Source organism: Vibrio mytili (assembly GCF_049563345.1).
Taxonomy (GTDB): Bacteria; Pseudomonadota; Gammaproteobacteria; order Enterobacterales; family Vibrionaceae; genus Vibrio; species Vibrio mytili.
On record NZ_CP110482.1, the window covers coordinates 427,646 to 454,475 of the forward strand.

The 26,830-nt window shown below is 45.5% G+C and carries 9 protein-coding genes; 7 read left to right on the plus strand and 2 right to left on the minus strand.

All coding sequences use genetic code 11. From position 1 onward, the window contains the following. Positions 1-279 precede the first annotated feature (279 nt). From rbsD to ONE56_RS15640, 6 genes are all read left to right on the plus strand, one after another. The gene (rbsD, locus tag ONE56_RS15615; protein WP_423841009.1) at positions 280-699 is read left to right on the plus strand and encodes a D-ribose pyranase; all 420 of its coding nucleotides are present in this window, start codon (positions 280-282) and stop codon (positions 697-699) included. A gap of 23 nt (positions 700-722) precedes the next feature. After that, positions 723-2,228, plus strand: a complete 1,506-nt coding sequence (rbsA, locus tag ONE56_RS15620; RefSeq protein WP_331438987.1) for a ribose ABC transporter ATP-binding protein RbsA — start codon at positions 723-725, stop codon at positions 2,226-2,228. Next, on the plus strand, positions 2,225-3,208 hold the full coding sequence (rbsC, locus tag ONE56_RS15625) for a ribose ABC transporter permease (protein ID WP_041155570.1): 984 nt from the start codon (positions 2,225-2,227) through the stop codon (positions 3,206-3,208). Before rbsA ends, rbsC begins: the two co-directional genes overlap by 4 nt. A 91-nt stretch (positions 3,209-3,299) precedes the next feature. Continuing rightward, positions 3,300-4,178 carry a ribose ABC transporter substrate-binding protein RbsB gene (gene rbsB / locus ONE56_RS15630; RefSeq protein ID WP_041155571.1) on the plus strand — a complete coding sequence of 293 codons (879 nt, stop codon included), beginning with the start codon at positions 3,300-3,302 and terminating at the stop codon, positions 4,176-4,178. A gap of 191 nt (positions 4,179-4,369) precedes the next feature. Next, positions 4,370-5,290, plus strand: a complete 921-nt coding sequence (gene rbsK / locus ONE56_RS15635) for a ribokinase (RefSeq protein WP_423841010.1) — start codon at positions 4,370-4,372, stop codon at positions 5,288-5,290. Between the two features lie 15 nt (positions 5,291-5,305). Continuing rightward, the gene (locus ONE56_RS15640; RefSeq protein WP_423841011.1) at positions 5,306-6,313 is read left to right on the plus strand and encodes a substrate-binding domain-containing protein; all 1,008 of its coding nucleotides are present in this window, start codon (positions 5,306-5,308) and stop codon (positions 6,311-6,313) included. Positions 6,314-6,369: 56 nt separating this feature from the next. Here the strand turns inward: ONE56_RS15640 and cueR are convergent, their stop codons facing one another. Together cueR and ONE56_RS15650 are read right to left on the minus strand one after the other, a co-directional pair. Beyond that, positions 6,370-6,756, minus strand: a complete 387-nt coding sequence (gene cueR / locus ONE56_RS15645; protein WP_423841012.1) for a Cu(I)-responsive transcriptional regulator — start codon at positions 6,754-6,756, stop codon at positions 6,370-6,372. Between the two features lie 215 nt (positions 6,757-6,971). Continuing rightward, a complete protein-coding gene (locus ONE56_RS15650; protein ID WP_041155574.1) occupies positions 6,972-7,220 on the minus strand; it encodes a YgjV family protein in 249 nt (82 codons plus the stop codon). An 813-nt stretch (positions 7,221-8,033) separates the two neighbouring features. Here ONE56_RS15650 and ONE56_RS15655 point away from each other — a divergent pair. Further along, positions 8,034-26,819: a retention module-containing protein gene (locus ONE56_RS15655; protein ID WP_423841013.1), complete on the plus strand. Its 18,786-nt coding sequence runs from the start codon at positions 8,034-8,036 to the stop codon at positions 26,817-26,819. Positions 26,820-26,830: the final 11 nt, after the last annotated feature.

Sequence of the window (26,830 nt, forward strand, 5' to 3'; positions counted from 1 at the left end):
AGAATGGTTAAAAAAACTCAACCTAGTCGTCTACTGCTTTTTTCATGCATAGCTATCGAAACGTTTCGATGGCAAAGTGTGACTTGGGTGGTTTTTTCGCCTGTCTCATACGTTATAACGCTGATCATTCTCACACCCTAGAAGACTGATGGTAGTCAAATTCATTCATCGATTTTATATTCTATCGAAACGTTTCGATGAGTTTTCTGTTAATAAAGAAAGTCGCTTAGTTCAGAGCCCCATCGTTGTATGAACTTGTAATTGAAGGTCGATGAGAAGATGAAAAAAAGTAGCCTAATTAACGCCGATGTTTCTTATTTAGTGGCCACACTTGGCCATACCGATGAGTTCACCGTTTGTGATGCTGGTTTACCCATTCCGGATCACGTGCAACGAATCGATCTGGCGTTAACTCATGGTGTCCCGAGTTTTTTAGATACCGTTCGAGTGATTTTGTCAGAATCGCAAATTGAAAGCGTCATCTTAGCGGAAGAGTTTTCTCTAGTGAGCCCAGAACTGCATGAAGCGTTATTGACAGAGCTGAACCGAGAAAGTGATAAAGCTGGTAAGCCGATTGAAATCTGTTACGTATCTCACGAGGCATTCAAACAGCGCACTACTCAAAGTCGTGCGGTGGTTCGTACTGGCGAGTGTACACCTTATGCTAACGTCATTTTCCAAGCCGGTGTCGCTTTTTAAGCCAGACTAATTGAGGACAAATTATGACTCAAGCAATCCTACGACTCAGCGAGATTGAAAAAGCATTTCCTGGTGTTAAGGCACTCGATAAAGCCAGTCTGAATGTTTACCCAGGCCGTGTGATGGCTCTAATGGGGGAAAACGGCGCAGGAAAATCCACGTTGATGAAAGTGCTTACCGGTATCTATCACATGGATTCTGGCAGCATTGAATACCAATCTAAGTCAGCGTCATTTAAAGGGCCAAGAGACTCTCAAGAGGCGGGTATTAGTATCATTCACCAAGAGCTTAATTTAATCCCCGAGCTGACGATCGCTGAAAACATTTACTTAGGCCGCGAGTTCACAAGCCCATTGGGGCGAATTCAGTGGAACAAAATGTATCAAGAGGCCGATAAGCTTCTGCAGCGTCTGAATGTTAAACACAGTGCGAAAACGTTACTTGGGGACTTAAGTCTGGGTGAGCAGCAAATGGTGGAAATTGCCAAAGCTCTCTCTTTTGAATCCAAAGTCATCATTATGGATGAGCCAACGGATGCGTTGACCGATACGGAAACTGAGTCGTTGTTTAAGGTGATTAGAGAACTTCGTGCTCAGGGCTGTGGCATTGTTTACATCTCGCATCGTTTAAAAGAGATCTTTGAAATCTGTGACGATATTACTGTGCTTCGCGATGGTAAGTTCATTGGAGAGTGTCAGGTGTCTGATACCAATGAAGATGGTCTTATCGAAATGATGGTTGGGCGTAAATTAGAAGAGCAATACCCACGTATTGCCGCGACACATGGCGAAACTTGTCTTGAAGTTATTGGATTAACGGGGTCAGGAGTCCAGGACGTGAGCTTTACGCTAAAGCGTGGCGAAATCCTAGGAATATCTGGCTTGATGGGCGCTGGGCGAACTGAGTTGATGAAGGTTATCTACGGTGCATTACCAAGTGAGCGCGGTGTGATAAACCTTGAGAACAAAACCATTAACCCCGTCAGCCCGCAAGATGGCCTAGCTAACGGTATTGCGTATATTTCGGAAGACCGAAAAGGTGATGGTTTAGTTTTAGGTCTGTCAGTGAAAGAGAACATGTCATTGTGCTCTTTAGATAAATTAACCAATGGATTCCAGATCCAACATGGCGACGAGGTCATGGCGGTCGAAGACTTTATCAAGCTATTTAATATCAAAACACCAAGCCGCGACCAAATCATTGGCAACCTTTCTGGGGGCAACCAGCAGAAAGTGGCCATTGCAAAAGGTCTAATGACAAAGCCGAAAGTATTGATTCTTGATGAGCCAACCCGCGGAGTCGACGTTGGTGCAAAAAAAGAGATTTATCAGTTAATCAATAAATTTAAAGCCGAAGGCATGAGCATCATCTTAGTGTCGTCAGAGATGCCAGAAGTGCTTGGGATGAGTGATCGCATTCTTGTCATGCATGAAGGTCGTATCACGGGCGAATTTGATGCGAAAGTCGCTGATCAAGAAAAACTACTCGCTTGTGCAGTAGGCAAAAATATTAATGAGGAAGCAGCATGAGTACCAATACCATGAGTAAACCGGCGCAAGCAGAGAGCAGAAAGTTCTTCACTAAAGAGTGGCTGATAGAGCAAAAATCATTGATTGCGCTGATATTCCTAATTGTTGTCGTGTCATTTTTGAACCCGAACTTTTTTACGGTTGACAACATTCTTAATATTCTACGTCAAACATCCGTTAACGCGATCATCGCAGTGGGGATGACGTTGGTGATATTGACCGCTGGCATCGACTTAAGTGTTGGCTCTGTACTGGCGTTATGTGGAGCATTTGCTGCAAGTTTGATTGCAATGGAAGTGCCAGTGTTGATTGCCGTGCCTACAGCGTTACTTGCGGGGGCAGCTTTAGGTGCAATCAGCGGTATTATCATTGCAAAAGGTAAAGTTCAGGCGTTTATTGCAACGCTGGTTACCATGACGTTATTACGCGGTGTCACTATGGTTTACACCGAAGGACGCCCAATTTCGACAGGTTTTACCGATACCGCAGATGCGTTTGCATGGTTCGGTACCGGTTACGCTTTAGGTATTCCAGTGCCAGTATGGTTGATGGTAGTGGTGTTTGCAGCAGCATGGTATTTACTTAATCACACACGCTTCGGCCGTTATGTTTACGCACTAGGCGGTAATGAATCAGCGACTCGACTATCGGGCATCAATGTTGACCGAGTTAAGATGGGTGTATATGCGATTTGCGGTATGTTGGCTGCACTTGCGGGCATTATTGTGACGTCACGTCTTTCTTCTGCGCAACCGACGGCAGGTATGGGGTATGAGCTTGATGCCATCGCAGCCGTTGTATTGGGTGGAACAAGCCTGATGGGCGGTAAAGGACGAATCATGGGAACTCTGATTGGTGCTTTAATCATTGGTTTCTTGAATAACGCGCTCAACCTATTGGATGTCTCTAGCTACTACCAAATGATCGCGAAAGCCGTCGTGATTCTGCTGGCGGTACTTGTCGACAACAAAAATAAGTAATTGAAATTACTCTGATCACTTTGTATTAAATCCTAAATAAAAACCGAGTCAGCTAACTGGCTGACTCCCCCCTACATAAAGGACTAGAACGATGAAAAAATTGGCAACACTTATCTCTGCTGCGCTGCTTTCTTCTACTGTATCTGTGGCTGCTCAGGCACAAGATACAATGGCGATTGTCGTATCCACTTTGAATAACCCTTTCTTTGTTTCGATGAAAGATGGTGCGGAATCAAAAGCGAAGGAACTGGGATACGATCTGATTGTTCTCGACTCGCAAAATGACCCGAGTAAAGAACTGTCTAACGTTGAAGATCTCACGGTTCGCGGGGTGAAGGCCATTCTGATCAATCCAACAGACTCTGATGCAGTATCGAATGCGATCCGTATGGCGAACCGTTCAAATATCCCGGTGCTGACTCTGGATCGTGGTGCGAGTCGTGGTGACGTTGTTAGCCACATCGCTTCAGATAATGTTATTGGTGGTGAAATGGCGGGTCATTACATCATGGAAAAAGTCGGCGAAAAAGCAAAAGTTATTCAGCTAGAAGGCATCGCGGGTACTTCAGCTGCGCGTGAACGTGGTGAAGGCTTTATGACTGCGGTTAAGAGTAGTGATATGGAGCTGCTAGCCAGTCAACCAGCGGACTTCGACCGAACTAAGGGTCTGAATGTAATGGAAAACCTATTAGCAGCCAATCCAGATGTGCAGGCTGTATTTGCACAGAATGATGAAATGGCACTAGGTGCACTGCGTGCGGTTCAGGCTTCAGGCAAGGATGTGACGATTGTTGGTTTTGATGGTACCGACGACGGTATTGCAGCGGTAAACCGAGGCAAACTTGCAGCGACGATTGCACAACAACCTGATCTCATTGGTTCTCTTGGTATCGAAACAGCAGACAAAGTACTCAAAGGCGAAAAAGTTGAGGAGTACATTCCTGTACCGTTGAAAGTCGTTACAAAATAAGCGGAATGATAAATAACGAGTTCTGATTTCTTTGCTCTCTCTTCTGTTTACTTCTGTCGTTTCAGAAGGGAGGGCAAGAATGGATGCCATTGCCTTTTCCTCTATTTCCTTTAGGTGTGAGAAGCCAACGTCATCTATTTTTTCAACAAACAGTTTTCAAACAGGGTTCATTCAGAACTGAGGATAACCGTATGAATAAGTTAGTGGTATTAGGTAGTGTTAACGCTGACCATGTTCTTCAAGTGCCTTCTTTTCCTCGCCCAGGCGAGACGCTTCATGGTCACAACTATCAAGTTATCCCAGGTGGGAAGGGGGCGAATCAAGCTGTCGCCGCTGCACGTTTAGGGGCAGATATTGGTTTTATCGCGTGTGTTGGTGACGATTCATTTGGCATTAATATTCGCGAAAATTTCAAAATGGACGGTATTGATATTTCAGGCGTTAAGATGCAGCCCAACTGTCCTACAGGTATTGCCATGATTCAAGTGTCAGACAGTGGTGAGAACACAATTTGTATTTCAGCCGAGGCAAACGCGAAGTTAACCTCTGACGCCATAGACCCGGATTTAGCGCGTATTCGTCAAGCCAACTATTTGTTGATGCAACTAGAAACGCCAATTTGCGCGATTGAGAAGGCGGCCCGTATTGCAAAAACTGCAAAAACTAATGTGATATTGAATCCTGCGCCAGCCCGTGAATTGTCCGATGAGCTATTAGCGTGTATTGATGTCATCACCCCTAACGAAACCGAGGCAGAAGTACTAACAGGAGTGACCGTTACTGATAACGATAGTGCTCAGGAAGCCGCGAATGTTTTGCATTCAAAAGGCATCGAAATCGTGATGATCACGCTGGGAGCGAAAGGCGTGTGGTTGAGTCAAAATGGTCGTGGAGACATCATTCCGGGTTTTCGTGTAGAAGCCACCGACACTACAGCCGCTGGCGATACCTTCAACGGGGCGCTTGTGACTGGTCTATTGGAGGATTTACCATTAGAATCAGCGATTAAGTTCGCGCATGCAGCAGCGGCGATATCCGTTACTCGCTTTGGTGCACAGACATCGATTCCTACTCGCGAAGAAGTGAATAATTTTCTGGCGAAAGTCCAATAACAAGGAGCAGATAACATGGCTACAATGAAAGACATCGCAAAACTGGCCGGTGTTTCTACGTCAACCGTTAGTCATGTTATTAATAAAACTCGCTTTGTCAGTGAAGAGATTTCTGAACGAGTCAATAACGCGGCTAAGGAACTCAATTATTACGCGCCATCGGCTTTGGCGCGTAGTCTTAAAGTCAACAGAACCAAAACGTTTGGCATGTTGGTCACCACTTCTACTAACCCGTTTTTTGGTGAAGTAGTAAAAGGTGTTGAGCGCAGTTGTTATCTCAAAGGTTACAGTCTTATTTTATGTAACACCGAAGGCGATAACGAACGCATGCGAGAGTCCATTAATACGCTATTGCAAAAACGTGTTGATGGTTTAATTTTGATGTGTTCCTCATTAGAAGGGGAGCGTATAGAAGTATTTGAGCGTTACCCTGATATTCCTGTTGTTGTCATGGACTGGGGCCCGATGTTATTTACCAGTGATAAGATTCAAGATAACTCATTGCGTGGTGGATATATGGCCACAAAATACCTGATTGATAGCGGTCACAAAGAGATTGGGTGTATTACTGGTCCGCTCATTAAGCATCAAGCACAAATGCGCTATGAAGGGTACAAAAGGGCGATGAATGAAGCCGGACTGTCGTTCAATAAAGATTGGATTGTTGAAGCAGACTTCGAATGTGAAGGGGGATATCAGGCGTTTACAAAAATTGTACAGCGTGGAGCGCTGCCCACAGCGGTGTTTGTTTCCAATGACATGATGGCGATGGGCGTTATCAATGCAGCGAATGAGCTTGGCATTAAGATACCTGATGATGTTTCGATCATTGGTTATGATGACATTCACATTGCGAAATTTATGTCTCCCTCGCTGACAACCATTCATCAACCGAAATATCGTCTTGGTCAAGTTGCAGTCGAGACCTTGCTACGTAAACTCGATGATAAATCAGACCAAGCTCAAGTTATCGAGTTAGAGCCGACTTTGGTTGAGCGCGGCAGTGTGAAATCCATTATTTAAATAACCTGGCGAAGTCTGGCAGAGCATCGTGGTATAACGAAACAGTGCGCGTCTCGTCATTTCGTCAGTTCATCCATGATTGGGCAACGACGTTTCCCATCCCCTGGGCATGACGACACCCAACTCTCTAGCTGTTGTTTGATTTCCATTAAGTGCGAAATCTTTAATTCCACCTCTTTCAATTTATCCATGGTGCGTGCTTTTACTTCGCTGCTTTTTCTATTTGGGTCATGAGCGAGGTGAACAAACTCTTTGCACTCTTGCAGCGAGAAGCCAGCTCCCTTCGCTCGTGATACTAAGTTGAGCTCTTGAATGTGATTCTCTGAGTACTCGCGATAGCCAGAATCACTTCGTGCTGGTGGCGAGATAATCCCTTTGTCTTCATACAAGCGAATGGATTTAGATGAAAGCCCTGTAAGCTTAGCAACGGCACCTATATTCATGATTATCTCCTTTAGTCTAAATCTAGATTCAGTATACACAGACCGAGCAATAAACCAATCACTCTTGCGAAGCCTAACTGCTAAGTCTATGAAGACTAAGGTTTTGCTATTGGCTTAAGTAAAAACTCAATTAAATAAAAACTGGCTCAAACAAAAACGGCCTGTCAGCGATATACTGACAGGCCGTTGTAAAATTGTTGTTGATCTAATTTTTACTACGCGTTTTCTGGCTGCAGGTTTTTCTTTTCTTGCTGCATTTTAGCAAGGAAATACACGTTAACACATGCGATGAAACCGTTAGTTAGAACGACGGGCCAAGCGTCAATCATCAGGCCATACGCCGTAAATAGTCCACAACCGATAAAGTTTAAGATACGCAGTTTAACGATATCTTTCATTGTTAGCGAGATCGCAACCATGATTGAAGCAGCGTAACCTAAAAACTCAACCATATTCATTTCCATTATTTGACCCTCTTTAAAATCTGCCGAATTTGTCGGTACCAATTCTTCTCATCTTGAGATTATTGAGGAAGCTCCATGCCTCGAACGGTCTTTGTTTTGAGTTGGCTGTACTATAGCAATGGAAAAAGCGTGATAAAAGGCTCAATTCGGTGTTAAGAGAGAGTTAGCGATTACGCAAACGTTTAATCAGAAAAATTTTATTTATACTTTTGTAAATAATTGGTTTTGGCAATTGAATTGATAGTCCAGCACGGTTGAAAGTCGGAATAAAACACCATAGTATTGCAAATGATAATTATTTTCGTTTGGTCGTGTTTTTATGATTTATTTTGTTACTGGGTTAGCGGTTTTTACAGTGGTAAGTCTAAGGTTAAAGCCAAAAACTTGGTCTTTAGGTATGCATTTGATATTGCATTTGTGGCTAGTTTCAGCGGATCAACCTGATTATCTGGTCCAATACATGCTTGTCATGTTCTTTTCATCTCCATTACTCGTGCATTTCCAAAAGTGCACCAGCATATGCAATATAACCTTTAGCGGAATACCAATACTGGTTGCTATAATTGGTATTATCTCTGTCTAGAAGGCACAGTTGTTTTCTGTAAGCATACTTTTATGAGATTGCTGTCTTGTTTTTGAGAAAGCCTTGATAATTGACATGATTTGACAGAAAAATTCGAATTATTATCGTCTAATTGCAGGGCTGTTTAGTCCTTTCGGCTTGATATGGATCCTATGTGCTATACGAAATACTAGTTTAACGCACTCTGGATTGTCAGTTGTAAAAAATGTTGATCGTTTGCGGGGAAATTGATGAGTACACAAACCGTGTCGCAGAACGCCGTTGTACATGCTGTAACGGGAGAGGTGTTAGTGTTGGATCTTTCAGGAAAGATCCGGGTCGCCACGGTTGGTGATGAGTTGAAAGTGGGTGAGGTGATCATTACAGAAAATGAAGCCTCTCTTGACGTACTAGCGAATAATGAACTCTACATAGTTGACCAAAATTGTGTCGCTTGTTTGCCCGTTCCTACGCCCGAGCAATTAGCTTTGGCGGCGCAATCTCAAACGCCAAAAATCGCTCAAACTCACGTCGAAGGACAAATCTCATTTGATCTTAATGCAGTAGATAACGCTAATTTAAACACAAACGATATCGCTGCCATCCAACAGGCTATTTTGGATGGAGAAGATCCGACAGCAATCCTCCAACCGACTGCTGCAGGTGGTGCGCAGGGTTCGGCAAACGCTGGTTATGTGACGGTTGAATATAATAACCCTGAACTGTTGGCTTCTACCTTTTTTGAAACCTCTCCAACGCAAAATAGCGAACCTGTCTATGGGGGGAGAGAAGGCGCAAACGCAACGATTTTTGCAGATGGCGGTGAATCAATGGAATCGCGCGTCGTCGAAGGATCGGTTTCTCTTTCTACGTATCCGCAAACCACATCGGTTACGGCGCTGATTGAAGCCGGTGATCTTGCTCTCGATCCGACGTCATTCGTTATTTCGCCTTTGTCGTTAACGTCTCTTTTGGCTGAACTGAACACGGATATTACATCAAACGGCCAGCCCGTTACCTTTGTATATGATCAAACCCAAAACTCGATTATTGGTTCACAAAGCGGTAATGAAGTGCTGCGAATTGATATCGAAGCCACCTCTCTCGGTAAAGACCTAGAACTAGAAGTAGAAACAACCATTAGCCAAGGTATTGACCATGTGCCGTCGGTTGCTGGTGGTCAAGTTGACATTGTTGGCGATCAGATCAGCATTGCATTTGAAATTACGGGCACTGATATCATTGGCAACAGCATTCGTTCACCGATTGATGTCGTTACGACTATCGTTGATGGTACCGATCCCAACCCTCAAGATATTTCGTTTGAAAATATTGACTCTTCTGACACTGTAATCAGCGGCCGTTTTGTTGATATTGGCAGTGATGAACTGGCGTCGGTCACTTTCAACTCTGAAGGTTTGAGTCAATTTGACAACCTATTAAGTGATAATCAATCAACGGTGGCTGAACTATCGCAAGACGGTACGACGATTACGCTCTCAATTGAAGGTAGCGGTGAGCCTGTATTGATCATTAGCTTAAATACGGACGGTACCTATGAATTTGTGCAGTTCAAACCATTAGAGCAAACTAATACTCAAGATAATATTGAGCTCTCGTTACCGACGACCATCATCGATTTTGACCAAGACACAGCCAATAGTACGTTTAACCTAACGATTTTGGATGGGAATAATCCGGTCATTGAGAATGTTACAGGCCTCTTTTTGGATGAATCTGGAGTAGAGCAAGGTTCGCAAGAAGGTTCAGTAGTAACAAGTGGTACAGGTTCAATCACGACATCGGTTGGTAGTGACGTTATAGATCATTACGAACTGGAGCCGGCAGAATTTAACCTTTCTGGAGAGTTACAATCGCAAGGACAAATTGTTCAGCTAGAGCTGACTTCAGAATTGAACGGTATGCGCACCTATGAAGGTGTTATTGAGCTTAACGGTGCGCGCGTAACGGTATTTGATATTACCATCGATTCTCCGACTCAAGGAGAATATCAGTTCAACCTTTACGAACCGTTGGATCATACTGGATCAAACGATGATGTTTTGTCCTTTGGCTTGCCAGTCTATGCGGTGGATGCGGACGGTGATCGTTCATCGATTACTGACGGTTCGAACACACCCGAAGCTGCGCAAATCGTTATTCAAGTCGAAGATGATATTCCTAGTATTGACGGTGTTGATGCATTAGCGGTTGATGAAGACAATTTGGCGAATATTGGCTCTGATGGCTCAAATTCTGTTTCTATCGATGGGCATTTCACCACGACTCAGGGCTCTGATCGTGTGGTGAGTTACCAACTCGATACAAACGCAACCCCAGTCGCGAACCTGACATCACAAGGTGTTGCGGTTAACTTAATCGAAACCGCCAACGCAGACGGCAGCTTTACGTACACCGCAACGGCAGATAATGGAACCACGGCTGAACCTGTATTTACCCTAATTGTAAACACGGACGGTACTTATAACTTCACGTTAGAAGGGCCAATCGACCATGCACAGAATGGTGAAGATCAACTGACGCTGAACTTCCCAATTATTGCGACCGATTTTGATGGTGATACATCCACTGAGACGATCCCGGTCACCATCACCGATGATATTCCGACAATAACGGCTGTCGAAGCGATCACCGTTGATGAAGATGACTTAGCTAATTTTGGCTCTGACCAAAGCAATCCGATTTCTATTGATGGCAATTTCACGACCACCCAAGGCGCTGACCATGTAGTGAGCTATCAGTTAGATGCCTCTGCAACACCGGTTGACGGCTTAACATCGCAAGGTGTGGCAGTGACGTTGACAGAAACTCCGAACGGTGATGGCAGCTTTACTTATGAAGCGACGGCGGCTGGCAGCCCAGTGTTTACGCTGACGGTAAATACCGATGGCAGCTACAACTTTACGCTTGAAGGGCCAATCGACCATGTACAGAATGGTGAAGATCAACTGACGCTGAACTTCCCAATCATTGCGACCGATTTCGATGGTGATACATCCACTGAGACGATCCCGGTGACCATTACCGATGATATTCCGACAATAACGGCTGTCGAAGCGATCACCGTTGATGAAGATGACTTGGCGAATATTGGCTCTGATGGTTCAAATTCTGTTTCTATCGATGGGCATTTCACCACGACTCAGGGCTCTGATCGTGTGGTGAGCTACCAACTCGATACAAACGCAACCCCAGTCGCCAACCTGACCTCACAAGGTGTTGCGGTAAACTTAACCGAAACCGCCAACACAGACGGCAGCTTTACGTACACTGCAACGGCAGATAACGGAACCACGGTAGAACCTGTATTTACCCTAATTGTAAACACGGACGGCACTTATAACTTCACGTTAGAAGGGCCAATCGACCATGCACAGAATGGTGAAGATCAACTGACGCTGAACTTCCCAATTATTGCGACCGATTTCGATGGTGATACATCCACTGAGACGATCCCGGTCACCATTACCGATGATATTCCGACAATAACGGCTGTCGAAGCGATCACCGTTGATGAAGATGACTTAGCTAACTTTGGCTCTGACCAAAGCAATCCGATTTCTATTGATGGCAATTTCACGACCACCCAAGGCGCTGACCATGTAGTGAGCTATCAGTTAGATGCCTCTGCAACACCGGTTGACGGCTTAACATCGCAAGGTGTGGCTGTGACGTTGACAGAAACGCCGAACGGTGATGGCAGCTTCACTTATGAAGCGACGGCGGCTGGCAACCCAGTGTTTACGCTGACGGTAAATACCGATGGCAGCTACAACTTTACGCTTGAAGGTCCGATTGACCATGCGCAAGATGGCGAAGATGTACTGACGCTGAACTTCCCGATTATTGCGACCGATTTTGATGGTGATACCGTCACTGAAACCATTCCAGTCATGATTGTTGATGATGTACCGACTATTACAGCGGTTGATGCGCTGAATGTTGATGAGGATGACCTTAACGTTGTAGGTTCCGACCCAGGCGGCGATCTGTTTGTTGAAGGAGCATTTACCACCACCCAAGGCGCTGACAATGTGGTGAGTTACCAAATTGATTCAACAGCCGATCCTGTTGCAGGTTTAACTTCGCAAGGTGAACCAGTTACTCTAGTAGAGACCGCGAATGCTGATGGCAGCTTTACTTACGTTGCTACCGCTGACGGCAACCCTGTCTTCACCATGAATGTGAATGCAGACGGTACATACAACTTCCGTTTGGAAGGGCCAGTTGATCATGCGTTAAATAGTGATGAGTTAGTACTGAACTTCCCAATCATTGCAACAGACTTTGATGGCGATACGACAACCGCGACCATTCCAGTCACTATTACTGATGACGTTCCCACCATCGATAACGTTGTCCCATTGACAGTAAACGAAGATGATCTCGTCTCAACTGGCTCAGACCAAAACGATGATGCCTTTATGTCGGGTGCATTCACCACGACAGAAGGTTCAGACAGTGTCGTTAAATACCAGCTTGATGTAACCGCAGATCCAGTAGCAGGGTTAACCTCTCACGGTGAGCCGATCGTGCTTGCTGAAACTGCAAATGGTGATGACAGCTTTACTTACACCGCCACCGCAGATGGCAACGCCGTATTTGAATTGGTTGTGAAGCCAGACGGTAGCTACACCTTTACTCTGCAAGGTCCACTAGACCATGCGGTGAATAGTGACAGTCTACAAATCGATTTCCCGATTATCGCAACAGACTTTGATGGCGATACGTCGGCAGAAACGCTGCCGGTCACTATCGTTGATGATAAACCAACGATCACTGACGTAGAACCGATCACCGTTGATGAAGACGATTTGGCGAATATTGGCTCTGATGGTTCAGATCCAATTTCAATTGATGGCAATTTCACCACGACTCAGGGTTCTGACGGTGTGGTGAGCTACCAATTGGATGCTTCTGCAACGCCAGTTGATGGCCTGACATCTCAAGGTGTGGCAGTGATCCTAACCGAAACTGCAAACAGTGATGGCAGCTATACCTATGAAGCAACAGCGGGCACTGAAGCCGTCTTTACGCTGACTATCAACACGGATGGCTCATACAATTTCACGCTTCAAGGTCCAATTGACCATGCACAGAATGGTGAAGATCAACTGACGCTGAACTTCCCAATCATTGCCACTGATTTCGATGGTGATACATCCACTGAGACGATCCCGGTCACCATTACCGATGATATTCCGACAATAACGGCTGTCGAATCAATCACCGTTGATGAAGATGACTTGGCGAATATGGGCTCTGATGGCTCAAATTCTGTTTCTATCGATGGGCATTTCACGACGACTGAGGGCTCTGATCGTGTGGTGAGCTACCAACTCGATACGAACGCAAGCCCAGTCGCGAATCTGACCTCACAAGGTGTTGCGGTTAACTTAATCGAAACCGCCAACACAGACGGCAGCTTTACGTACACAGCGACCGCAGATAATGGTACCACGGTAGAACCCGTATTTACCCTAATTGTAAACACGGACGGCACTTATAACTTCACGTTAGAAGGGCCAATCGATCATGCACAGAATGGCGAAGATCAACTGACGCTGAATTTCCCCATCATTGCGACCGATTCTGATGGTGATACATCCACTGAGACTATCCCGGTCACCATTACCGATGATATTCCGACAATAACGGCTGTCGAAGCGATCACCGTTGATGAAGATGACTTGGCGAATATTGGCTCTGATGGTTTAAATTCTGTTTCTATCGATGGGCATTTCACCACGACTCAGGGCTCTGATCGTGTGGTGAGCTACCAACTCGATACAAACGCAACCCCAGTCGCCAACCTGACCTCACAAGGTGTTGCGGTAAACTTAACCGAAACCGCCAACGCAGACGGCAGTTTTACGTACACTGCAACGGCAGATAACGGAACCACGGTAGAACCTGTATTTACCCTAATTGTAAACACGGACGGCACTTATAACTTCACGTTAGAAGGGCCAATCGACCATGCACAGGGTGGCGAAGATCAACTGACGCTGAACTTCCCCATCATTGCGACCGATTTTGATGGTGACACATCCACTGAGACGATCCCGGTCACCATTACCGATGATATTCCGAGTATCACCGCCGTTGATGCGATCACGGTTGATGAAGATGACTTAGCTAACTTTGGCTCTGCCCAAAGCAATCCGATTTCTATCGATGGCAATTTCACGACCACCCAAGGCGCTGACCATGTAGTGAGCTATCAGTTAGATGCCTCTGCAACACCGGTTGACGGCTTAACATCGCAAGGTGTGGCTGTGACGTTGACAGAAACCCCTAACGGTGATGGCAGCTTCACTTATGAAGCGACGGCGGCTGGCAATCCAGTGTTTACGCTGACGGTAAATACCGATGGCAGCTACAACTTTACGCTTGAAGGTCCGATTGACCATGCGCTAGGCAGTGAAGAGCTGACACTAAACTTCCCAATTATCGCGACAGACTTTGATGGTGACACCGTCACTGAAACCATTCCAGTCATGATTGTTGATGATGTACCGACTATTACAGCGGTTGATGCGCTGAGTGTTGATGAAGATGACCTTAGCGGTGTGGGTTCCGACCCAGGCGGCGATCTGTTTGTTGAAGGAGCATTTACCACCACTCAAGGCGCTGACCATGTGGTGAGTTACCAACTTGATTCAACAGCCGATCCAGTTTTGGGTTTAACGTCCCAAGGTGATCCTGTCATTTTGGTAGAGACCGCAAATGCTGATGGCAGCTTTACTTACGTTGCTACCGCAGATGGCAATCCTGTGTTCACTTTAAATGTAGCGAAAGACGGTACGTACGACTTTACGCTGCAAGGCCCAATCGACCATGCTACAAACAGCGACAGCCTAACCATTGATTTCCCAATTATTGCGACCGATTTTGATGGTGATACGACTTCGGCAACCATTCCGGTCACAATCACGGATGATGCGCCAATCATCAATAATGTCGTGCCGCTGGCGGTGGATGAAGATGATTTATCAGGCATTGGGTCAGACCAAAGCGACGCGGTCTTTGTTGAAGGCATGTTTACGACCACTCAAGGCTCAGACAATGTGGTGAGTTACCAAATTGATTCAACAGCCGATCCTGTTGCAGTTTTAACTTCGCAAGGTGAACCAGTTACTCTAGTAGAGACCGCGAATGCTGATGGCAGCTTTACTTACGTTGCTACCGCTGACGGCAACCCTGTCTTCACTATGAATGTGAATGCAGACGGTACATACAACTTCCGTCTGGAAGGGCCAGTTGATCATGCGTTAAATAGTGATGAGTTAGTACTTAACTTCCCAATCATTGCAACAGACTTTGATGGCGATACGACAACCGCGACCATTCCAGTCACTATTACTGATGACGTTCCCACCATCGATAACGTTGTCCCATTGACAGTAAACGAAGATGATCTCGTCTCAACTGGCTCAGACCAAAATGATGATGCCTTTATGTCGGGTGCATTCACCACGACAGAAGGTTCAGACAGTGTCGTTAAATACCAGCTTGATGTCACCGCAGATCCAGTAGCTGGGTTAACCTCTCACGGTGAGCCGATCGTGCTTGCTGAAACTGCAAATGGTGATGACAGCTTTACTTACACCGCCACCGCAGATGGCAACGCCGTATTTGAATTGGTTGTGAAGCCAGACGGTAGCTACACCTTTACTCTGCAAGGTCCACTAGACCATGCGGTGAATAGTGACAGTCTACAAATCGATTTCCCGATTATCGCAACAGACTTTGATGGCGATACGTCGGCAGAAACGCTGCCGGTCACCATCGTTGATGATAAACCAACGATCACTGACGTAGAACCGATCACCGTTGATGAAGACGATTTGGCGAATATTGGCTCTGATGGTTCAGATCCAATTTCAATTGATGGCAATTTCACCACGACTCAGGGTTCTGACGGTGTGGTGAGCTACCAATTGGATGCTTCTGCAACGCCAGTTGATGGTCTGACATCTCAAGGTGTGGCAGTGACCCTAACCGAAACTGCAAACAGTGATGGCAGCTATACCTATGAAGCAACAGCGGGCACTGAAGCCGTCTTTACGCTGACTATCAACACGGATGGCTCATACAATTTCACGCTTCAAGGTCCAATTGACCATGCGACAAATAGTGATGAGCTGACGCTGAACTTCCCAATCATCGCAAGAGATTTTGATGGTGACACCACCATAGAAACGATCCCAATTACCATCGTGGATGATAAGCCAACCATTACTGATGTAAATGCTATTACCGTTGATGAAGATGATTTAGCAACGATTGGTTCGGATCAAAATGATCCAATTTCAATCGATGGTAGTTTCACCACCACACAAGGCTCTGACCGTGTAGTGAGTTATCAACTTAATAGCGCTGCGACACCAGTCGACGGCTTAACATCTCACGGTGTGGCCGTAACGCTGGCTGAGACAGCAAACGGCGATGGTAGTTTCACTTACCAAGCAACAGCAGGCACTGAGTCGGTCTTTACGCTGAAGGTGAATACCGATGGTAGCTATAACTTTACTCTTGAAGGTCCAATCGACCATGCGGTAGGTAGCGATGAACTAACGCTAAATTTCCCAATTATCGCGAGAGACCTTGATGGTGACACCTCAGCTGAGACGATACCTGTCAAGATTGTTGATGACAAACCGACACTCGGTGGCATCGAAGCGACAAGTGTGCAAACGGTTGACGAGGACGATATTCTAACCATAGGCTCTGACGGTGCACAATCGAACAGTATTGAAGGTAACTTCATCGCGACTGATGGCTCTGATGGCATTGTGGAATACGGTGTTTCTGACTTAACGACACCAGTACAAGGCCTGACCTCTGGTGGTCAATCACTGGTTATGGTTGAAGTATCAAACACAGGTGGCGTTTCAGTTTACGAAGCGCGTATTGATGGCTCGACGACACCAGTATTCCGTGTGACTCTTGATGCCACTGATGACAGTTACAAGTTCGATCTGCTTGCTCCATTAGATCACGCTGATGGAGATGGACAGAATGATCTGGTTATCCATTTACCAATCAATGCCACCGACTTTGACGGTGACGTGTCAAGTAACATCTCCTTGCCAATTACGGTTATTGATGATGTTCCAACCATCAACGGTGTTGTCGTAGGCAGCGAGCAAGCCGTTGATGAAAATGATTTACCTACAGGTACAGATACTGCAAGCCCTGAAGACACCGTCATTTCAGGTACCTTCGATATCACCGAAGGTGCTGATCAAGTAGCCTCTATCCAACTTAGTGACCTGACAACTCCTGTTGCTTCATTGACGTCGGATGGCGAAGCGATCACGCTGGTATTGGCTTCTAGCACCACCGATGTGAATGTATACCAAGGTGTGGCGGGTAATCCTGCCGAAGTGGTGTTCGAACTGACGTTGGATGCAACGAACAACACATACAAATTCGACTTACAGAAGCCACTCGACCATCCAGATGGTGATCAGCAAAACGAGATTGTGATTAACCTTCCTGTGACGACGACGGATAACGATGGAGATACGTCTCCATCCTTTACGCTACCTATCACCGTGGTGGACGATGTTCCAGTTGTCACCAATATTGTAAGCCTGCAAGTTGCTGAGGATGACTTACCGCTTGGTTCCGATGACAGTAAAGAACCATTGACTGTCTCTGGTGAGTTTGAAGTCACCAGTGCAGATGGTATTGACTCTTTCAAATTGGATCTGAGCTCGAACCCTATCCCGAATGTGAAATCGGGCGGGGAAGAGGTCACGCTTTCTCAAGACGTTAGTGCTTCGACTACAGATGCATTGGTCTATGTGGGACAAACCCCGGGTGGCGTCACAGTCTTTACTCTGACACTTCATCAAGACGGTAAGTACGACTTTGAGCTATCCGGTCAACTGGATCACGCAGTTAATTCTGATGAAATCTTATTGAATCTACCTGTTACGATCACGGATGGCGATAACGATACCATCACTGCAACGTTGCCAGTGACCATTGTTGATGACAAACCAAACATTGATGCTATTCGACCAGGTAGCACCTTATCTGTGGATGAGGATGATATTCCAAGCCTAGGTTCGGATGACACGCCAGAATCTAATATTATTGATGGCTACTTTGATGTTACCGATGGTGCAGACTCTATTGTTAGCTTCCAGTTGGATAGCTTAACGTCGCCAGTCGCTGGGCTCACTTCAGGTGGAAAAACTCTTGAATTGGTTGAGTTCTCAAATTCAAATGGCGTGATTGAATACCGCGCTTACGTTCAAGGTACAACGGATACCGTCTTTAAACTGACGTTGAATGGTTCGACAGATAGCTATGAATTTGAACTGTTGGGCGCACTCGATCATCCTGCAGGTAATGATGAAAACTCGTTAGTCATTAATTTCCCGGTCAATGCGACCGATTTTGACGGTGACGTGTCAAACAACATCACATTGCCCATTACGGTTGTGGACGATGTTCCTGCGATTGTGAAAGTTACCGACTCTAGCCAACAAACGGTCGATGAAGATGATCTTACTGGCGGTTCTGACACAGCCAGTGGCGATTCAACCGTGTTAACTGGTGGATTTGAGGTAGTAGACGGAGCAGATGAGATAGCCAACTATCAAGTCTCAGATTTGAATTCAGTGGTTTCTGGTTTAACGTCTAACGGGCAAAATGTTGAACTTAACTTAGTGAGTTCAGCGGGCGGTATAACCAGCTATGAAGCGGTGATTACTGGTACCTCAACCAAGATCTTCACGCTGTCTCTTGATGCGAATAATGACAGCTACCAATTTGAGCTGTTGGGACCAATCGACCATGACGTGATTCAGGGTGAAAATAACCTGATCCTTGATATTCCAATTTCCGTTACTGATTATGACGGTGATACGTCTTCTTCATTGAATCTCCCAATCACTATTGTGGATGATATACCGGAAATCATTTCCGCTATACCATTGTCGCTTGATGAAGATGACCTGTTATCTGGCTCAGAACTCGCAAAAGATAGCTTAGAAGCAACGGGTCATTTTGATACCGTGGAAGGGGCCGATACCGTTGTTTCTTATCAACTCGATTTAAGTAGTAATCCAATCACTGGCATCACCTCAGGGGGCGAAGCGGTCACTCTGGTGCAAACTGGTGCAAGCAACAATAACTACACGTATCAGGGCCAAACACCTGATGGTACGCCAGTCTTTACTTTAGTATTAAATGCCGATGGTTCTTACAAGTTTACTCTGGAAGGCGTTTTAGACCACTCTGCGCAAGGTGAAGATAAACTGATACTCGATCTTCCAGTCTTCGCGACTGATGTCGATGGCGATACAGCAGGTATTAATTTACCCGTGACGATCGTCGATGACATACCAACTCTGCATGATGCTTCAATAACGCGTGTCGAGGGTCAGGGGAGTAAAAGCGTTCAGTTGTTTACTGATCCTGTCGAAGGAGATTTGAATTATGGTGCTGACGGTAGTGAGCTAACTTCGTTCAGTGCCGATAACTCAGGGATCTACTTTAAAGTCAATGGAAGCGATGTTAGTGACATTGACCTTAACGGTGTTAAGCAAACCGTAAGTGTCTACAAAGAATTGAATGGCACTGATACTGAAATTGGTCGCTTGGTAGTAAATCCTGACGGTAAGGTAAGCTTTAATCCAAATGATAACCTAGACCACGCTAATCCAGATTCGATCGATTTTACGATACAGGTTACTGCAACCGATGGCGATCTAGATACCAGCACTGCGGTTGTTGATATTTCAATAACCGATAAAAATGCACAAATTAAAACATTGACTGTACTTGCGTTTGAGGACCAAGGTCGCGGTGGTGTAGTCTCAGGCATTGATTCAGCAAATACTCAAGATAACTTATCGACTTTGGATGTGACGCCAGCGAAAGTCGACTTGGTTATTAATTTGAATGATATCGACCGTAACGAGAGTTTAGGCGATATCACCATTCGAGATGCGAGTACGCACAATGGCACCTTCTACTACAAAGATGGCAGCGGTAACTACATTGAATTGACGCCAGTAGGAGATACGGTTGTTCTCGACGCATCAAATGTCGATCAGTCATTCAATGGCGAATTTGTTAGGTTAGATAACTTGTACTTTGTTCCAGACCGTCATTCATCAACGGATGCCTCTGGTATCGATCCTCGTATCCGTATAGAAATTCTTAACAATGGTACGCCAGACCATAATATTAATGGTCGTCTAGATATTGAAGTTGATGCTGTTGCAGATATCGCAACGTGGAATGCTAGCAGTGAATTCAACTACTCCGTTGATGAGGATGGAAGCAATGTCGCACTTAATATCACGGCTGAAACTCAGGATATTAGTAACCCTGAGGGCATAGTGTACGAGCTCGTCTTTACACAAGGAGAAGGTAACGCAGAGTTAGTCTATTCAGATGGTAGTGCGATACCAAAATCTGGTGGTGTTTATCTGGTGGATGAAACCCGAATTGATGAAGTTCAAATCGATCCAATCGATAACTTCTCTGGTGAAATTAAGCTTGAAGTTACAGCGATCACGGAAGAACAAACTAACCCTCTAGCAGGCAAAGAAACGGCGCGCTCTGTAACCGAAGAAATCGTGATTGATGTGAAGCCTGATGCGGACGCTGGTAGTTTTACCGTTAACCGAATCAATGTCTTTGAAGATAACGCTCGTACTCAAGATACCATCGACCCTATCGCTGATCATGATCCACTTCAGTTAAGTGAAGTGATCACCATGAAACCGTCTGCGGATTTAGATGGTTCTGAAGCACTGTTTGTGCGTATTTCTGACTTCTCAATTGATGGTGTTACGTTAGTGTGGCTTGATTCAGCAAACCCAAGCCAAATCTCGGAAGTGACAGATTCAAACGGCAATGTGCTGTATTATGAAATCCCAGAATCAGAGTTAGCTAACGTTGAAGCCCTTCCTCCGTTGCATAGTAATGATGACTTTACTTTCAATGTTGAAGGTATAGTGAAAGATACGGCATCGTTGTCTACCGGGACAGCAGAAGATGTTCTGTCATTGGGCAGCAAAACGGTCATCGTCGGCGTGAAAGGTGTCGCAGACATACCATTTATTGAACTCAACGATAAGTCAGGAATTTGGCACGAGTTTAATGACGGAAACGTCAGGGGTATTGAGACCCATATCGATGAAAATGGTCAGGTCGACCTTGCGTTTAGTGTGATTTCTGGTGAGTTACCGGATAACCCAAATGATCATTCAGAGTCGGTTACCGTTCTGCTGTCGAATATACCTGCAGGTGTCGAGGTGTTCGATAGCGATGGTGCATCCGTCGATCTGACATTTGTAGGTTATGACGCGCAAAATCAGCCAATCTATGAAGCCAACATCACCACGGCGAATATTAATTCTGGAATAGTTATTAAACCGGAAGCTTCATCGACAGAAAACATTCATATTACAGCCACGACGATTGTGACGGAGAATGATGGTCACAGTCGTACGTCGTCGGGTGAGGTTCGAATCATTGTCGCTCCTGTGATTGATGCACAAGATAGCTACACGGTTCAATCACAAGGTGATGAAGATACACGTTTCAATATTGACTGGAAGCCAACACTCGTTCAAGCCCCAGATACCGATGAATTCTTTAGTGATGTGACGATATCAGGCTTCCCTCCTGGTAGTACAGTTTATGTCGATGGCGTCGCACAAACATTGGTTCTTGGAACATTAACACTTTCGCCACTAGCGAACGAGTCGGAGCAAGACTTTTCTGCTCGAATCTCTCAAAGCGGGTATGTCCAGGTGCAATTAGAGCAAGACTCAAGTACTGACTTTGATTTGCATACCACGGTTACGGTGAAAGAGATTGATCATGAGTACGTCAACGTTTCTAACCCTGGACAGGGCATTGCAGAAAAAGTCATCAATGGCATGGTGCATGTCCAAGTTAACCCAATCGTAGAGCTAGAAGATACCACTGGAGCGCTAGACGACCAGACACGTCTGCTTGTTACGGGAAGCACAGGTGTTGCAACTGACATCGTTAAGTCAGACGCTCAAGGTAACATTGATTTTACCATCAATACTTCAGCGGGCGGCGAGTCTGGCGCTAATATCATTAAATATCAAGAGTTTGATGCATCTTCAGATGAGGTCGTGACTCAGCTTGTTATTCAGTTTGACAATGTTGATCCTGAGATCCTAAATCAATTGGTCATCATAGGCGCATTGAACGAAGGCGGAGGTCGCTGGACAGTAATTGATGAAGAAAACTTCTCGATTAAAGCGCCTTCTGGTCTTGATTTAACACCAAACGATGACAGCGATGATGGTGACAACGGTGGTTTATCTCAAATTGGTTTAACCATTTATGCCGAGGTAAACGATTTAGGTGAGGATGCCGTTGAAAAAGATGCAACAGTGGTGAGACAAACTGACGTAACACTTGAGTTTCCGACGGTTCTCACCCCACAAATGAGTATTGCTGCTGAAATTCAGGTGGCTGATGACGTTCAAATAGAAGCATCGGAAGACAATGCTGTCGACCTTGGCAGTCAGTTGACGTCGAAAGTTAATGCGATTAATGCCGATGGTGTGGAAGATGTTTTGACGGTTATCATTGATCCATCCGCCCCCGGTATTCCTCCAGGCTTGGTGATAACAGGCACTGATATCGATTTTGTCAATGGTAAATACGTTTTCCAAGCAGATATCGACGCGAGTGGTAATATCACAGGTTTGGACGGTTTGAACGGTTTAACAATGCACTTGGCAGAAGATTACGCTGGTGATTTCGAGTTGCCTATAAAGTTTGTCACCACAGACACAGACTCTGGCGACGAAAAAGAAAGCAACGTACGCATTCCTGTCCAGGTTTTACCGATTGCAGATGTTCCGAGCTCGACGGGCGATCAACCACTAGATAGTGATGTCACACCAAATGTGACAGTGGATATCACAGGTACTCTCGGTTTAGATGCGAACAAACAACCTGTTAATGACCTAAATAACGATGTACCAACTGCGGATGGTGTTGGTTATGAAGATGGTTTAATCCAGCTTAATCTTAATGTTGATTTTGCCGACCGTTATAACAATATCCAAGGTGGTAAGGAAACGCTAACGAATATCAAGTTAGAGCTCGATGATACAACATTGGGTGAGTTTGTTGACGCCAATGGACAGAGTTTAGGGACAAGTATTGAGTTTAATGAAGCTGAGATTTTAGCGGGTGCGCTTGATAATGTTCTGTTTAAGCCAAAAGAAAATTATCCCGTAGGTGGAGGGCAAAATACCGTCAAGATTAACATCGAAGGAGAGATCACGGACGCGGCTTTGTTTGATCAGTCTACTTTGAACAATCCTGGCGATAATATCGACATAAGAACCTTCACTGATGATGTGACATTTGAAGTTACGCCTGTGGTGGACGATATTACGATTACAGGTGCCGATCCTACGCAGCCAATTACAGTGATTGGTGACGAAGATACCTCAATTTCGTTAAATCAATCGGGAGCTGGGGTATCGATCAGTCTAAACGACAATGACGGCTCTGAGAGTTTCGTTTCACTCAAGTTAACAGGGATTCCTGATGACTTTGTTGTTCAATCTAATTCCTCTGATTATGTTGTTAAGAACAACGGTGGGGGCGAATGGAGTATTCAACTAAAAGACCTCACTCAGAAATCCATTGATCTGAGTGACATCCAAATCAATCCACCGAAAAATTTCAGTGGTGATGCGGAGATTGGTATTACAGTCTTTATCCAAGAAGAATTGTTACAAGTGCCAACCGAGCGAACCAATAACTTTACGCTTGTTGTGAATCCTATTGGCGATGACGTTGATGTAAATCCCGACACTTCAGCCGCAGGTAATGAAGGCGAAGACATTGTGATCAACGTCAATGCGTTGGTGGTTGATAACAAAGAGTCTATCGGGGATGGTGCAACGTATCACGAAAACAATCCAGAGACGCTAAGAGTCGAGATTTCAAATGTGCCAGATGGTGCGAGTTTGTCACTGACGGATGGAACGGCATTTACTGATCAAGGCAATGGCGTTTTCGTATTGGAGGTCAATGCTCAAGATTTGGATCAAGTCGTCTTTAACTCTGGTGACCGCAACGATAACTCATGGGATGAGTTACTGCATTTCAAAGTTCAAGCTGTTGATACAGGGCTCGATGGTAGCCAAAGTTTAGGTTCCGCAGAGGAGTTTGACGTAAACGTTGATGTTGAAGCCGTTAACGACCGTCCAGAGTTTGTCAACACCGTTGATGTAGAAACACCAGAAGATACACCATTGATGCTTGATGGCTTCAGCATTACGGACGTTGACGCTGTGCTGGATGATCCGAACGCTGAGTACTTGCTTAATATTAACGTCGACAGTGGTACCTTGGAACTCAACACGACGCTCGTGACCAACTACAACTTAGCAGTGACCGGTGATGGCACAGACTCTGTTGAACTGAAAGGAACCGTTGCTGATCTTAACAATGCCATTTCAGACGGTTTGGTTGAGTTCAATCCAGATCTTAACTTCTTTGGTAATGTTCAAGTCGATGTGACTGTGGATGACCAAGGCAACGAAGGTATCGTGATTGGTGGAGTTGATGACACCCTAAATACCAACAGCAGCAGCTTCAATATTGAAGTGACAGCGGTGAACGATACCCCAGAAACTACGCCAGTGACGCTACCGAATATTGAGGAAGACAGTGGTGTGTTCTCCATCTCTGAAGCGGATCTTATTGCGAATGCGACAGACGTAGAGAACGATAATCTCACGGTTAGCAATGTTCAGTTAACAGATCCGAATTCGGGCAGCATTACTTTCAACAGTGGCACGGGAGAGTGGGAATTTACCCCAGCACTCGATTACAATGGCGCAGTTGAAATCACGTACATTATTACCGATGACGGTACGACGAATGGAGTATCCGATCCGAAACCTGTCAATGGTAGTGCTTCGTTCAATGTAACCGAAGTGAATGATGCACCAACGACGTCTGAAGTGACGCTCTCTGATATCGTAGAAGACAGTCCGGCGGTTGAAATTACGCAAGCTGATTTATTGGCGAATGCCTCTGATATTGAGAACGACACGTTGACGGTGAGTAATGTTCAGTTGGTCGACTCTAGCAGCGGTATATTAGATTTCGATAACGCGTCCGGTACTTGGTCATTTACGCCTGCGGCGGGTTACAACGGCAAGGTAGATCTGACTTACGACATTACCGATGACGGTACAACGAACGGTGTTTCTGATCCTCAAACGGTATCAGGGACGGCAACCTTTGAAGTCTCTGAGGTTAATGATGCACCGGTGACATCTGAGGTAACGCTAAATAGTATTGATGAAGATGGTGGTGCGGTAACCATTACGGCTACCGATCTGCTAAGCAACGCAAGTGATCCAGAGTCGGACAACTTGATCGTCGATAATGTCGCGTTAGTCGATTCTACTTCTGGCACACTGACTCAAGTGAGCTCAACGGAGTGGACCTTTGAACCCGCCCCTGATTTCAACGGGGATGTAAGCTTTAATTACGACATTACCGATGATGGAACGACTAATGGTGTCTCTGATCCACAATCTGTGGTTGGATCTGCCGTAATGACAGTTAACGCCATCAACGATGCGCCAGAGATTGATGGCTCAATGGTCACAAGTACGATTGCGGAGTCATCGGATCAAAAGATCTCAGGTATCGAAATTACTGATGTGGATTTCTCAGGTGTCCACGCAGATGAAACCATGACGATATCGCTGAGCGTCACAGATGGCGATCTTTCCGCTGTCATACCCCCTGGTGTTCAAGTGTCACAGGGTACGGGTATCGCAGGCAATTTAGAGTTGATGGGAACATTATCAGATCTCAATGCAGTTCTGACTTCGAATGATCCGAAAGTCGGCATTTTTGTTGATGCTAGTGATGTGAATAGCCCAGAAATCACCTTGACAGTGACGGCTGATGATAATGGCGTTTACTACAACAACTCAGGGACATCTCTGCAAACGACAGAACAATTTGATATTAATGTCACGCCCGTAGCCGATGCGCCGACACTATCGCTTGATCCTGACTTTAATCACGTTCAGCGAATTACTGCGGCGAAAACCGCAAGCCGTCAGGGAATCGCTCTGGTTGGCATTGTTGCGGCATTGACTGATGTAAATGAAGTTCTGGCTCTAGAGTTAACGGGCGTACCTAATGGGGCATCAGTTAAAAGTGACTCGTCCTCATCAAATATCAGTTTTGATGGTACGACTTGGACAGTGCCAGCAGATGAAATTGATACGCTGTACATCGATAATGCGCGTCAAGGTCAGCATGACATTACCTTAACCGCTGTCTCTACTGAGTCGAACGGAGACGAGGCTTATTCCGCTCCTATCGATATTAGTTTAACCGTGACATCCAATAGCCAAGACATAGACATCTCTGGTGAAACGCAAGACAGTTTACTGATTGCCGGTCATTTGGGTATTTCGATGACCGGAGGTGATGGCGACGATACTATTCTTGGCGGCAGTGGTAATGACACTCTGTTTGGTGGCAATGGTGATGATACCTTGTTTGGTGGAGATGGTGATGACACCTTGTTTGGTGGGAGTGGTGACGACCTCCTTGATGGCGGTCTAGGCTCCGACATTCTTACTGGCGGGGATGGACATGATGTCTTTAAATGGACGGAAGATACGGTAGATGAGGGGGCAACCGATACGATTACTGACTTTACCGTTACGCATGACACCATCGATTTAAAGGATGTCATCGCGGATTTAAATGACCCCAATGCGCCTATGGATGATTTGTTGGATCACATTCAGGCAAATTACGACGCTAATACGGAAAATGTGTCAATCAACATAACTACTGACTCAAACGTTCATCAAACGATCGTGCTCGAGCACTTAGGTGAGGCAGCCCCATTCGATAATGGTGCGCTTGTTGGATTAAGCTCTGATGCGATTGTGGAGTCGTTGTTAAATAATGGGGTCATTGACCACGGATAATACTGAGATCG

Coding starts and splice junctions, on each gene's coding strand:
- rbsD (WP_423841009.1), top strand. CDS start 280: ATGAAAAAAAGTAGCCTAATTAACGCCGATGTTTCTTATTTAGTGGCC.
- rbsA (WP_331438987.1), top strand. CDS start 723: ATGACTCAAGCAATCCTACGACTCAGCGAGATTGAAAAAGCATTTCCT.
- rbsC (WP_041155570.1), top strand. CDS start 2,225: ATGAGTACCAATACCATGAGTAAACCGGCGCAAGCAGAGAGCAGAAAG.
- rbsB (WP_041155571.1), top strand. CDS start 3,300: ATGAAAAAATTGGCAACACTTATCTCTGCTGCGCTGCTTTCTTCTACT.
- rbsK (WP_423841010.1), top strand. CDS start 4,370: ATGAATAAGTTAGTGGTATTAGGTAGTGTTAACGCTGACCATGTTCTT.
- ONE56_RS15640 (WP_423841011.1), top strand. CDS start 5,306: ATGGCTACAATGAAAGACATCGCAAAACTGGCCGGTGTTTCTACGTCA.
- cueR (WP_423841012.1), bottom strand. CDS start 6,756: ATGAATATAGGTGCCGTTGCTAAGCTTACAGGGCTTTCATCTAAATCC.
- ONE56_RS15650 (WP_041155574.1), bottom strand. CDS start 7,220: ATGGAAATGAATATGGTTGAGTTTTTAGGTTACGCTGCTTCAATCATG.
- ONE56_RS15655 (WP_423841013.1), top strand. CDS start 8,034: ATGAGTACACAAACCGTGTCGCAGAACGCCGTTGTACATGCTGTAACG.